Consider the following 11,842-nt stretch of genomic DNA (forward strand, 5'->3'; position numbering starts at 1 on the left):
ACGGGAGGGGATATGAAAAAGTGGCGGCTTTTGCGGCAGCAATTGGAAGCAGAGGGCTTCACTCTCATAGAGGTCTTGGCCTCCGTGATTATCGTGGCTATTGCCATGACTGCCCTTGCCCCTGCCCTTACCTTGGTTGCCTATCGGCGGGCCATGACCGAGCGCGTGGAGGTAGCCAATCAACTGGCCCAGGCCGAGGTGGATCGGATCCGCACGCTGGTTGACCTGGAGCTGGCCGCTAACCCAGTTGCCTTTCAGAACCCGGCTCAGTTGGCCCGTCTGCCCAGGATTGGAGCAAACCCCTTGGCCAATACCCCGCCTCCTGCTGATATGGACAACCCCGGCCCCAACTACTCCATTCGTTTGGCTGAAGTTCAGGTGCCGGGGCGAAACCCCGAGGTCTATGTCATCCAAACCTTTCGGGATAGGGGCAGGGAATGCATTGACCGACGCAACAACACCGTCATCTCAGGGGTTCCCTGCAGCTTTATGATGGGAGTCAGGGTCTACCATCGCTTTTCCTTTAACCCAAACACTCGGCAAGCTCTTCCTGGCCTGCGCGCTGAGACGGTCTCCGCCAATCAGAACTTGGCCAATGCCGATGTGTGGCTCTTTCCCATGGCCAGCTCGATTGTGGAAGTCAACCTGGCTGCCAATTTGGGGGATGTTTGCCGCGCCGTTTTGGCCGACGTTCAAGCCAGGGGTGGAACACCGACCAACAACTGCAATGCCTTCCCGCTGCCCAGCCCAAGCCCTACCTCGCTTTGAAGCGACGGGTAAGCTCCTCCTGCAGGCTCACAAAAAGGTGGTGTTTTCCTATGTTCAAGGTTTTTCGCCACAGGGTTTACCAGAGTGCGGGGTTTACCCTCATCGAGCTTTTGGTCTCGCTGCTGATTGCCTCCATCTTTCTCCTGGCCACCGCGATGATTGTCATCGAGACGATGCGGCTGGATCGGGAAGAGACGGGCCGCACCCAGGTGCAGGCGGAGCTGACCCAAGCCATGCAGCATATCCAGCAGGATCTGGCAGAGGCGCTTTACATCTACAACGATGCGGAACAGCCCAACGGAGACGGAACGCCAGATCTCATCCAAAGGCTTTACACTCCTGGATGGATTCGCCGCCCCGATGGTGCCGTTCCGGTTGTCGCTTTTTGGAAGCTGAATCCGATCCCACGCGATTGCTATCAAGGCCCTCCGGCGTTGCAACAAATCCGAGAAGGCCGAGTAACTTTGAAGGAAAGACCTTCAGGCATTTCCCAATCTGATTGGGAAAACATTCGCAGCCGCCGCAACATCTACACCTTGGTTGTGTATTACTTGCAGCGCAACTACAACAACGCCGGTAACCCAGACGGCAGCACCCCCTGGGAGGGTAATGCGCGCATTGCTAGGTTTGAGTTGCAACCTCTTAATGACACATGCACTGAGCGCAGCCGATTTTTTGTCGAGGATCCGGATCCCTTCCGGGAAGGCTTTCTGGTTTGGCCCTCTGAGCAAGCTAGGGCTCGCCAAACTCCCATTGCTGGGGCAGGCAATCAAGGTAATCGACTGGTAACTCTGGTCTCCAACATCTTCAGCAGCCGGCAGGACAGCCCCCAGGTTGCTCCCCCTTGCCCACAGGGCTATGCCTTTGGAGGAGGCCGACCCAACGGGGTTACCTTCTCGGGGTTGGGGGTCAATCAGAACGATGTGGGTTTTTATGTCTGTGTCCGGCGCGGTGGCTCTGCGAGCCTTCCCCAAGATGTGATTGTGAACATTACAGCAACCGCTATGGAACGCTCCAACCCTGGTTTGTTCCGGCGCTACATTCAAGATGCGACGAGTGTCGATGCGGAACAGGTGTCGCGGTACTTGACGGCGATGCAAACTCAAGTTTTGGCCCGTGGTGTGTTCAATCGTCAAGCCTAGTCAAGCCCATATGACTTGCCCAGAGGGGGGATTCCTGCCTATGCTGGCCTCGGTGAGCGGATCTAGACGGATTGCACCTGCCCAGACAAGGGGCTTTACGCTGATAGAAGTCTTGGCGGTTATTGTCATCATCGGCATCTTGGCTGTGCTGGCCGTTCCCTCTGGGATCAACATCTGGGCGCGGATCCAGCTTGAGGATGCGCAGAACAGGGTGGAGCGAGCCTTGCGCACTGCCCGCACTAACGCCAGAGCCTCTCTCCTGGGCCGAGCTTGGGTGGTGCAGGTGGACAATTCGGATCCGATCGTTCCGACTCTGGTCATCCAAGATGGGGAGGGCCTTTGCGATGAACCCACCCCTTGTCAGCGAATTCGCCTGAATAATTTTGTAACTGTAACCAACAACTTCAGTGGAGGAAGAGCCGTTTTTGAATCCGATGGCCGCGCCCGTCAACTGGGTCGCTTTGTAGTTAGCAGCACCTACTCTCAGGGGGAAAACCGCTGCGTGGTGGTGAGCACCTTGATAGGCACCATCCGCAAGGACAACGACCCGGCTTGTGCGGGCGGAGCAGATGCGGAAGACTAGCCAGCCTTGCAACCTCCTTGAAAGGGGGTAGGATGGTCAGGCCGATGTTTTTGGGTAGCGCATGGCCCCTTCTTCCCCAATCCTTCAGGAAAAAACCTTTCCTTGGCAATCTCGTCAGCCTGCCCTGCTGATGCTGGCGGATGGTGCTTCCTTTGCCGGTTGGTCTTTTGGGGCGCCGGGCACGGCAGTGGGCGAGGTGGTGTTCAACACGGGCATGACCGGCTACCAGGAGGTGATCACCGACCCTAGCTACCGGGGGCAGATGGTCACTTTCACCTGCCCTGAGCTGGGAAATACCGGAGTGAATGAGCTGGATGAAGAATCGGCTCGGCCCCAAGTAGCGGGGGTGATTGCCCGCAACGTGTCTCGCTTGGTCAGCTCTTGGCGGGCTACATCCACCCTCCCCGAATACCTGCAACGATATGGGATCCCGGCCATTGCCGGGGTGGACACGCGGGCTTTGGCGCGGCGGCTGCGCTCCCAGGGGGTGATGAACGGGGCCCTTTCCACGGAGACTTTGGATCCCCAGGTTTTGTTGGAGCGGGTGCGCCAGGCTCCTTCCATGCAGGGGTTGAGCTTGGTGGCGGAAGTTACTACTCCCCAACCCTACGAGTGGCTGGAGCCTACGCCTGCCGATTGGGACTATGGCCGCAGCCAAGGGATCCCAGTGCCGGAGCCGCCCCTGCGGGTGGTGGCCCTGGATTTTGGCATCAAACGCAACATCTTGCGCCGCCTTACCCGCTATGGCTGTCGGGTGATGGTGTTGCCGGCCAATGCCAGCCCGGAGCAGATTTTGAGTTACAACCCCGATGGGATCTTCCTCTCCAATGGGCCAGGGGATCCGGCGGCAGAGACCACGGCCATCCGCACCACGCAAGCGCTGCTGCAAACCGGGAAGCCCCTATTTGGGATCTGCCTGGGCCATCAGATTCTCAGTTTGGCCCTAGGGGGATCCACCTACAAGCTCAAGTTTGGCCATCGGGGCCTCAACCATCCCTGTGGGCTGGACAAGCAAGTGGAGATCACCAGCCAGAACCACGGATTTGCGGTGGATGCCGCTTCGATCCCCGCCGATGGGGTGGTAATCACCTACCTCAACTTGAATGACCGTACCGTGGCCGGGATCCGCCACCGTCACCTGCCCCTGTTTTCTGTGCAGTATCACCCGGAGGCCAGCCCCGGCCCCCACGACGCCGATCACCTCTTCCGGGAGTTCGTGGAGCTGATGCTGCAGCACCGAACTTTTTTAGCTATTCAACGCTAACATCTTTCACCTCCTGCCGAAGGCAGGGAGGGGATCCCTCAAGAGAAGCGGTGGTGCCAGACCGTGATGGCAATCGCCAAGGCATCGGCGGCATCATCCGGGCGGGGCAAGCTGGGCAGGTTGAGTTCCCGGGCCACGGCAGCTTGTACAGCCTGCTTGTCGGCGCGTCCGTAGCCTGTCAAACTTTGCTTGACTTGGGCGGGCGTAAACTCCACCGGCAACAGATGATGCTGGGCCAAGGTGAGCAGGATCACGCCACGGGCTTGGGCGATGGCAATGGTATTGCCCATTTTGTAGAAAAAAAGTTTTTCCAGCCCCACCTGATGCGGGCGCAGTTGGCGCAGCAACTGGCTCAAATCCTCGTGCAGCGTTTGCAGCCGCTCCGGCATCGAGTGTTGGCTGGGGGTGCTGATCACCCCATAATCCACAGGTTTCAACCCCGCAGATCCCGCCAGAATGCAACCAAAACCCATGGTTCCCAGACCTGGATCTAGGCCGAGGATGCGCTGCTCAGGTGGGGTGTCTCCTCTGTCGGCGAGGGGCGGGGGGATCTGACAAGGGCTATGGCCTGCCGGGTGACTGCGCATGATGGGGATGATCGGTGTGCAGGTAGGTCAGGCCCGAGATCAGGGTGAGAACCACCGCCACCCAAAAACAAGGGATCCCTCCCGGCCACCCCAGAATCAGCAAAGCAATGGCCAGGATTTGGGTTACCGTCTTGGCTTTGCCCCAGAAATTGGCACCGCGGATTTGGCTTTGGTTGACCCGCCAGCCGGCGATGGCCAGCTCCCGCCCCACCAGCAAAAACACGCCCCAAGCGGGGATCCGCCCCAGTTCCAGCAGGCCCAGCAGCGGCGCCAACACCAGCAGCTTATCCACCAGAGGATCCAAAAACTTGCCCATATCGGTTACCAAGCCATAACGGCGGGCCAAATGGCCATCCAGCCAATCGGTTGCCGCCGCCAACAGGAACGCCCAGAGGGCTAACCTCTCCCCCAGTGGGGATCGCAGGCTCAGGCCCAGCAAAACAAAAGGGATCCCTGCCAGCCGCAGCAGGGTGACGGCGGTGGGCAGGTTCACCCACTCCAGCTTGGCACGTTGGACGGCACTGGGATTCTCCACCTTCGGATCTGGCCTCAAGGATCAGAACTATCAGAATTATCGGTAACGGCCCAGGCGCTCGGTGAGCAGGTGGTAAAACCCCTGGGCATCCACCCCAAAAGCCACCTGAACATTGGCGAGGCGACCACTGGATCCCCAGCGATCCACCACCGTCCGGCCCAGGCTCAAGGGGCTAGCCGTTTCCACCTCGACGTAGCAGGGCTTGAGCTCGAACAACTGCGGCTGTAACAGATAGGCAATCACACAAGGGTCGTGCAATGGCCCTCCCGGTAGCCCGTAGCGTTCTACGTCGACCTTACCGTAAAAGGTGAGCATATTGGCCACCGTCTGCCCAACGCGGGTGCCCAGGGCGCGGATGCGCTCAATCCGCTCCGGCGTGCTGAGGACCTGTTGGGTGACGTGCAAGCCCAGCATCACCACCTCCGGGATCCCGGCGCTGAGCACGATCTGGGCGGCGTGGGGATCGGTGAGGATGTTGAACTCGGCTGCCGGGGTAACATTCCCCTCAAAGGCGGATCCCCCCATAAACACCAGCCGCTGGATGCGCTCCACAATCCGGGGCTGCTGCACCAGGGCCACTGCCAAGTTGGTCATCGGGCCCAGCAAAGCCAAGGTAACCGGCTCAGGGGCAGCCATCAGGGTTTCAATCAGATACTCCACCGCATGCTGGGATCCCAAAGGCATCTGGGGCTCCGGCAGATCCGCTCCGTCGATCCCGGTTTTGCCATGCACCTGCTCGGCGGTTTCCAGAGGGCGCAAGAGAGGTCGGGGGCAGCCAGCATACACCCCCATCTGCGGCTGACCGGCCAATTCACAGATCTGTCGAGCATTGCGGCTGGTTTTGTCCAAGGAGACATTGCCAGCCACCGTGGTAATGCCCAGCAATTGCAGCTCTTCTGGCGACGCCATAGCCAGCAGCAGAGCCACCGCATCGTCTTGGCCAGGGTCACAGTCGATGATCAGGGGCACCATAGGGATCTCGGCAGCAGCTCACTCACCCCTAGTTTAGGTTTTTCTCCCGCTCTTTTCCTCTGGCCGGTGAGCGCGGATCCCGGTCAGATTTAAGATAGGAAATATATCTTCATCCTTTGTCTTGTTGCCTGACACCCATCCACTGCGCATCAACCTGTTGCTGGATTGGGAGCCGCCAGCAGGAGAGCCCCTAGCTTGCGAGGACTGGCTACCCCCTGAACGCTTTGTTGTCGAGTGTTTTCAGGATCAAGCTACCTTCCTAGAGGCTCTCAGGAGACAAGACGGCCATGTCGATTGCTTGGTGCTCCTGGTGGATCCCACTCGGCTGCAAGAGCTGCACGATCTGGGCAATCAGCTCTGCGCGTGGGGACTGCTGCTGCCGACGGTGTTGGCGATTGTGCTGGAAGAATCCCACCTGCAAAAGGAAACACCGGAGACGGAAGGAGAGATCCCTGCCACCTCATCTTTGGTGAAAGCATTGCTCAAGCGAGAGCAGTTTTTCTACCACAACGCCACCCTCGTCCGTCCCATTTCGCCACAGGAGCTGAAGGGGCAGGTGCGGGCCGACTGTACCGCTTCGGGATCCCCTTCCGTCTTGGAGCTGCTGGTGGATCGGGCCATCGCCTTGTTTCTGCAGATGTCTCCCACTTGCGGCCTCCCGCAGGGCCCAGTGCATCCCAGCGATCAGCCCTACCTGGCCTACAGCAACCAACAACAGCGACGGCTGGCGGAGAAATTGCGAGAACGGCTGAGCTATGCCGGAGTGTACTATCATCGTGACCCGGAGCTGTTTTATCGCCGCCTTCCGCCCCACGAGCAGCGAGCTTTGATGCAACGGCTGCGCGGCCTTTACCAGGCGATTGTCCTGGAATACTTTCAGTCTCCCGAAACCGCCAATGCCCGCATCGATGAACTGGTGGCCTTGGCCTTTTTTGCCGATATCGGCGCTGCTCAACTGCTGGAGCTGCACATGAACTTGATGGAAGACTTTGCCAAACAATTGAAGCTGGAAGGCCGCAGCGAAGAGATCCTGCTGGATTACCGCCTTACCCTGATCGATGTGATGGCCCACCTGAGCGAAATGTACCGCCGCTCCATTCCCAAAACCGCTCCAAGGGATCCTTAGATATGTCCACTCGCAAAGCCTATGTTCTCAAGCTCTACGTGGCGGGCAACACCCCCAATTCTCTGCGTGCCCTCAGCACCTTGCAAGACATCTTGGAAAAGGAGTTCCGCGGCGTGTACAGCCTGAAGGTGATCGATGTCTTGAAAAATCCGCAACTGGCAGAGGAAGATAAGATCTTGGCAACGCCGACCTTGGCCAAAATCCTGCCGCCACCGGTGCGGAAGATTATTGGCGATCTGTCCAACCGCGAGAAAGTGCTCATCGGCCTGGATCTGCTCTACGAAGAATTGGACGAAGAGGCTTGAGACAGGCTGCAGGAGCAAGGAGAGTGGGATGAACCAGTCATTGGGGCCTTCTGAGCCAGAAAAGCCACAAGATAACACCGCAGAGGACTCCACCGAACCAACCCCAGACAACCACCGAGCGGATCTCTCAGAGCTGCGAGGGATCCCCAAAAAACAGACGGGCATCGAGGGCTTTGAAGACATCAGCCACGGTGGGCTGCCCCTGGGACGCACCACCTTGGTCAGCGGCACCTCCGGCACCGGCAAAACCCTGTTTGCCATGCAGTTCCTTTACAACGGCATCGTGAAGTATCAAGAGCCGGGGATCTTCGTCACCTTCGAGGAAACCCCCGCCGATATCATTCGCAATGCCTCCAGCTTTGGCTGGGATCTGCAGGCCCTCATCGACAGGGGCCAACTGTTTATCCTGGACGCTTCCCCCGATCCCGAAGGCTATGAGGTGAGCGGCAACTTTGATTTGTCGGCCCTCATCGAGCGCATCCAGTACGCCATTCGCAAATACAAAGCCAAGCGGGTCTCCATCGACTCAGTGACAGCCATCTTTCAGCAATACGACCCTGCCGGTGTGGTGCGGCGGGAGCTGTTCCGCCTGACGGCCCGCCTCAAGCAGGCCAATGTCACCACCGTCATGACCACAGAGCGCACCGACGAGTACGGTCCCATCGCCCGCTACGGTGTGGAAGAATTCGTCTCCGACAACGTGGTGATCCTGCGCAACATCCTGGAAGGAGAGAAACGGCGGCGCACCATCGAGATCTTGAAGCTGCGGGGCACCACCCACATGAAGGGGGAATATCCCTTCACCATCACCAATGACGGGATCAACATCTTCCCCCTGGGAGCCATGCAACTGACCCAGCGCTCCTCCAACGTGCGGGTCTCCTCCGGCATCGAGAAGCTGGACGAAATGTGCGGCGGCGGCTTCTTCAAGGACTCGATTATTTTGGCCACCGGCGCCACCGGCACGGGCAAAACCTCGCTGGTGAGCAAATTCCTGGAGCGGGGCTGCCTGGATGGGGAACGCTGCATTCTCTTTGCCTACGAAGAGTCGCGGGCGCAGCTGTCCCGCAACGCCTCCTCCTGGGGCATTGAGCTGGAAGAGTTCGAGCGGCAGGGCCTCCTCAAGATCATCTGCGCCTACCCAGAATCTGCCGGCCTGGAAGACCACCTGCAGAAGATCAAAACCGAGATGATGGCCTTCAAGCCCTCCCGCATGGCCATCGACTCCCTGTCAGCCCTGGCGCGGGGAGTGAGCCAAAATGCCTTCCGCCAGTTTGTAATCGGGGTAACTGGCCTGGCCAAGCAGGAGGAGATCACCGGCTTTTTCACCAACACCACCGACCAATTCATGGGATCCCATTCCATCACCGAATCCCATATTTCCACCATCACCGACACGATTATCCTGCTGCAATACGTGGAGATCCGCGGAGAAATGGCCCGCGCCCTCAACGTCTTCAAAATGCGGGGATCCTGGCACGACAAAGGGATCCGCGAGTACCTGATCTCCAATGCGGGCATCCAAATCCGCGATTCCTTCCGGGGCTACGAGCGCATCATCAGCGGATCCCCGACCCGCATCAATGTGGATGAGAAAAACGAGCTCTCCCGGATTGTGCAAAACGTCCAGGCCCTCGAGGAAGAAGGGTTGTGAGCGGTTACAACAGTTCCGTGAGTGGGCGCGGCAACAGACCCGTTGAGTCAAGCGAATTTCCAACACCGCTCAACACCGCGCAAGCCCTGCACTTGCGGCTGGCAGGGAGGGATCGGCCCAGACAAGGATTTCCCCGCGGCCAATGGCGAACAGTGGTAACCCACCTACAAATTGGGTAGTATGCCTCTAGCAGTAGCGCAAAGGGCGGGGTTTCCCGGCGTGTTTAGTTTTCTTGGTGGTTCCAAAACCCGAACCATGCTTGGGGTGGACATCAACCCCGAGCGCATCGCCGTTGCCCAACTGAAAAAGCAGGGCAATGGTCGCTATCGTCTAGCCCACTACCACAGCGTGGACATGCCGGAAGGGGCGATGGTCGAAGGACGCATCCTCGATCCGAGCACAGTTGGCTTGATCCTGATGAATTTGCTCAATGAAAACAAGGTACCCACCAACCTGCCGGCAGCCACAGCAGTGCCCGTAAGGGAGGCCATCGTTCGTCTCATTCGCCTGCCTGCCGACCTACCTGCCGATGAGCTGCGCCGGGTGGTTTTGGAGCAGGAGGCCGAACTTTACATTCCCTATCCGCGGGATCAGGCGGATGTCGACTACCAGCCCTTGGGTCTCGATCTTTCCCAGGATGGCATTGAGCGCATCGAAGTCTTGCTGGTGGCCATCCCCAAAGAGGTGGTGGACAACTACCTGGAGGTGCTGCAGGTGGCCAACTTGCAGGTGCGCTGTGTGGAGCTGGCCAGCTTCTCCCTCATTCGCACCATCCGCGATCAGCTAACCCAGTACGGCCCCCGGGAGGCCGTGTTGCTCAGCTCCATCGGCTACGACAGCAGCGAGATCAGCATTTTGGTGAACGGGATCCCGCAATTTACCCGCACCGTCAACATCGGCACCATCCACATGCGGCAGGTGCTGGCCCAATCCCTGAATCTGCCGGTTAGCCGCACCGGCGACCTGTTGCGAACTCTGAGGTTACCCTTGATCAACCCCACCGATATTTTGGCCACGGGAGAACAGCCAGCGCCCAGCAATCCCGGTGTAGCAGCAGTAACGCGCGTTGTCTCCGATTTGGCGGATGAACTGAAGCGCTCCATCGACTTCTTTACGAGCACAGAAAGCAGCTCGCCTGTGGTGAAAGTACTGCTGGCCGGAACTGGGGCAAGCATCGGCCAAATCGACGGCTTCTTATCTCAGTCGTTGAGCGTGGCGGTGGAGTTGGCGGATCCCTTTGGCAACATTGTCGTGCCGGATTCAGTGGAACTGCCCCTGGAGGAACGCCCAGCAATGGGAGTGGCCCTGGGGTTGGCGTTACGGGAAGACACCAAGTAGCGGCAGCAGGCAGCGCAAGCTCGCCCAACCGATGGAATAGCGCACAAGGCGGTTAAAGAGATGTACACACCGGAGATCAATTTCCTCAAAGAAAGGCCGGATGTCCTCACCACAGCTCGAACAGGTGGGGGAGAAGTAGTCGCAGCTGAGGCTGCAAAGGGATCCCAGAATTGGATCCCGGCCATTGGCCTGGGGGTTGCTGTTGCTGCTGTAGCGATGGGAGCTTTTTGGTATTTCCAAGACAGCTTTTCCCGCCAGAGAGAAACCTTGAGGGCGGAGCGGGCTCGCCTTGACAGTGAGCTCAGCACAGCCAATGCTGAGTTGTCCCAGCTGCAGAATGCCAATCAAGAGCTGCAAACCATTCGCGCCCAAACGGAAGGGTTCCGCTCCTTTCTGGGATCCGTCCAGCCTTGGTCGGCCATCTTGGAAGAGCTGCGGCGCAAGATCCCCGGCCAGGGGGTGTGGATAACCAACATCAGCGCTTCCGGGGATACCGTCAACATTCAAGGAGGAGCGCTGGACTTTCCCCTGGTCAACGACTTTCTGCTCACCCTGCTGGATTCCAACTTTGTGACCAGCGCCGTCTTGAACAGCAGCTCCCGGGTGGACGGTACAGACGTAACTGAACCCAGCGTGGAGTACGGCATAACCGTAACCATCCGTACTCTGGGGGATCCCGACCCGGAATTTACCCGCGAGCTGGAGCAGCGGGGAGCGATAGGCTTGGTTGAAAAGATCCGCATTTTGCGTCGAGTGGAGGCGAACTGATGACTGGATCGGTTGAAGGTTTTCCCGACGAACAACTGGTGGTTCCCCCGGCAGGGCCGCCGGTACTGCTGGGCGTGGAGCTGACCCCCATTCGAATTGGTCTTTTAATCGGGATCACAGGGCTAGGCGCGGCGGGGTTTCTGGCCTTCACCCAACTTCGCCCCTTGATCGAGGAGGTACAGGCTTTGGAAAGGGAGGTAGCCAACAAAACCACCCAGTTGCAGGACATAAAGAGCCAGATTGCCAGTTTGCAAGATGTGCCCAATCAGGTCGAGAGAGCTCGCGTGGAGCGGGAACAGATCAGTGCCCTGCTCTCCACCCCCGAGAATGCCGACACGCAACTGCTGGATCTCAACCGGCTGGTGCAGGGGCAGCCCAACAGCGAGCTGCGCAGCTTTAGCCCTTCTCCACTGACTCCAGCGTCTTCGGCCAATCCGGAAGTGCCTGGGATCATCGCTCCCGCCATCCAAGTGCAGACCACCCGTGTCGCTCTGCGTGGCCCCTATACGGAGCTGATCAATCTGATGGGAGATATAGAACGTCTGCGCACGCTGTTCCGGGTGAGCAACATCAGCTTAAATCCTGTTCAAGACACAGGGGAACTGGACGCTGCTTTTGATTTGATTGCCTACATCTACAACAAAGACGTTCCGTTGGGCACTGCTCCTCCACCTGAAGGGCAAGCCCCCCCTGAAGGAGAACAGGCAGCACCCAGCCAATAGCCTAGCTATGCTTCGGCTCAGGGGGAGATCCTGCCAGTGCGGGATCCCTTTTGGGTTTTCAGAAGACGGGAACAATCG

The 11,842-nt window shown here is 58.7% G+C and carries 13 protein-coding genes; 10 read left to right on the top strand and 3 right to left on the bottom strand.

What is annotated here, in order from left to right; all coding sequences use genetic code 11:
• The first annotated feature begins 12 nt into the window (after positions 1-12).
• The 4 genes from NW870_RS00330 to carA all read left to right on the top strand — a co-directional run bounded on the left by NW870_RS00330 (position 13) and on the right by carA (position 3,757).
• On the top strand, positions 13-768 hold the full coding sequence (locus NW870_RS00330) for a prepilin-type N-terminal cleavage/methylation domain-containing protein (protein WP_414373226.1): 756 nt from the start codon (positions 13-15) through the stop codon (positions 766-768).
• Positions 769-818: 50 nt separating this feature from the next.
• Complete coding sequence (locus NW870_RS00335) at positions 819-1,910, top strand: type II secretion system protein J (protein ID WP_414373228.1); 1,092 nt, start codon at positions 819-821, stop codon at positions 1,908-1,910.
• Between the two features lie 40 nt (positions 1,911-1,950).
• Positions 1,951-2,493, top strand: coding sequence for a Tfp pilus assembly protein FimT/FimU (locus tag NW870_RS00340; protein ID WP_414373231.1), 543 nt, complete (start codon positions 1,951-1,953; stop codon positions 2,491-2,493).
• A 61-nt stretch (positions 2,494-2,554) separates the two neighbouring features.
• Positions 2,555-3,757, top strand: a complete 1,203-nt coding sequence (carA, locus tag NW870_RS00345; protein WP_414373233.1) for a glutamine-hydrolyzing carbamoyl-phosphate synthase small subunit — start codon at positions 2,555-2,557, stop codon at positions 3,755-3,757.
• A 38-nt stretch (positions 3,758-3,795) separates the two neighbouring features.
• Here the strand turns inward: carA and ruvC are convergent, their stop codons facing one another.
• The 3 genes from ruvC to NW870_RS00360 all read right to left on the bottom strand — a co-directional run bounded on the left by ruvC (position 3,796) and on the right by NW870_RS00360 (position 5,851).
• A complete protein-coding gene (gene ruvC, locus NW870_RS00350; protein WP_414329288.1) occupies positions 3,796-4,308 on the bottom strand; it encodes a crossover junction endodeoxyribonuclease RuvC in 513 nt (170 codons plus the stop codon).
• 10 nt (positions 4,309-4,318) lie between these two features.
• The gene (gene pgsA, locus NW870_RS00355) at positions 4,319-4,837 is read right to left on the bottom strand and encodes a CDP-diacylglycerol--glycerol-3-phosphate 3-phosphatidyltransferase (protein WP_414329287.1); all 519 of its coding nucleotides are present in this window, start codon (positions 4,835-4,837) and stop codon (positions 4,319-4,321) included.
• Positions 4,838-4,915: 78 nt separating this feature from the next.
• Positions 4,916-5,851, bottom strand: coding sequence for a nucleoside hydrolase (locus NW870_RS00360; protein WP_414373236.1), 936 nt, complete (start codon positions 5,849-5,851; stop codon positions 4,916-4,918).
• A gap of 121 nt (positions 5,852-5,972) precedes the next feature.
• On the opposite strand from NW870_RS00360, the gene NW870_RS00365 reads away from it, so the two are divergent.
• The 6 genes from NW870_RS00365 (at position 5,973) to NW870_RS00390 (ending at position 11,764) form a co-directional block, all read left to right on the top strand.
• Positions 5,973-6,977 carry a circadian clock protein KaiA gene (locus tag NW870_RS00365; protein WP_414357426.1) on the top strand — a complete coding sequence of 335 codons (1,005 nt, stop codon included), beginning with the start codon at positions 5,973-5,975 and terminating at the stop codon, positions 6,975-6,977.
• A 2-nt stretch (positions 6,978-6,979) separates the two neighbouring features.
• Positions 6,980-7,282: a circadian clock protein KaiB gene (kaiB, locus tag NW870_RS00370; protein ID WP_011430723.1), complete on the top strand. Its 303-nt coding sequence runs from the start codon at positions 6,980-6,982 to the stop codon at positions 7,280-7,282.
• Positions 7,283-7,310: 28 nt separating this feature from the next.
• Positions 7,311-8,936 carry a circadian clock protein KaiC gene (kaiC, locus tag NW870_RS00375; RefSeq protein WP_414373238.1) on the top strand — a complete coding sequence of 542 codons (1,626 nt, stop codon included), beginning with the start codon at positions 7,311-7,313 and terminating at the stop codon, positions 8,934-8,936.
• A gap of 219 nt (positions 8,937-9,155) precedes the next feature.
• Positions 9,156-10,274, top strand: a complete 1,119-nt coding sequence (pilM, locus tag NW870_RS00380; protein ID WP_414373239.1) for a type IV pilus biogenesis protein PilM — start codon at positions 9,156-9,158, stop codon at positions 10,272-10,274.
• 60 nt (positions 10,275-10,334) lie between these two features.
• Positions 10,335-11,042 carry a PilN domain-containing protein gene (locus tag NW870_RS00385; protein ID WP_414373241.1) on the top strand — a complete coding sequence of 236 codons (708 nt, stop codon included), beginning with the start codon at positions 10,335-10,337 and terminating at the stop codon, positions 11,040-11,042.
• Positions 11,042-11,764: a hypothetical protein gene (locus tag NW870_RS00390; protein ID WP_414373244.1), complete on the top strand. Its 723-nt coding sequence runs from the start codon at positions 11,042-11,044 to the stop codon at positions 11,762-11,764. Before NW870_RS00385 ends, NW870_RS00390 begins: the two co-directional genes overlap by 1 nt.
• The last annotated feature ends 78 nt before the right edge of the window (positions 11,765-11,842 follow it).

The organism is Synechococcus sp. R50.1 (genome assembly GCF_047462115.1).
Lineage (GTDB): Bacteria > Cyanobacteriota > Cyanobacteriia > Thermostichales > Thermostichaceae > Thermostichus.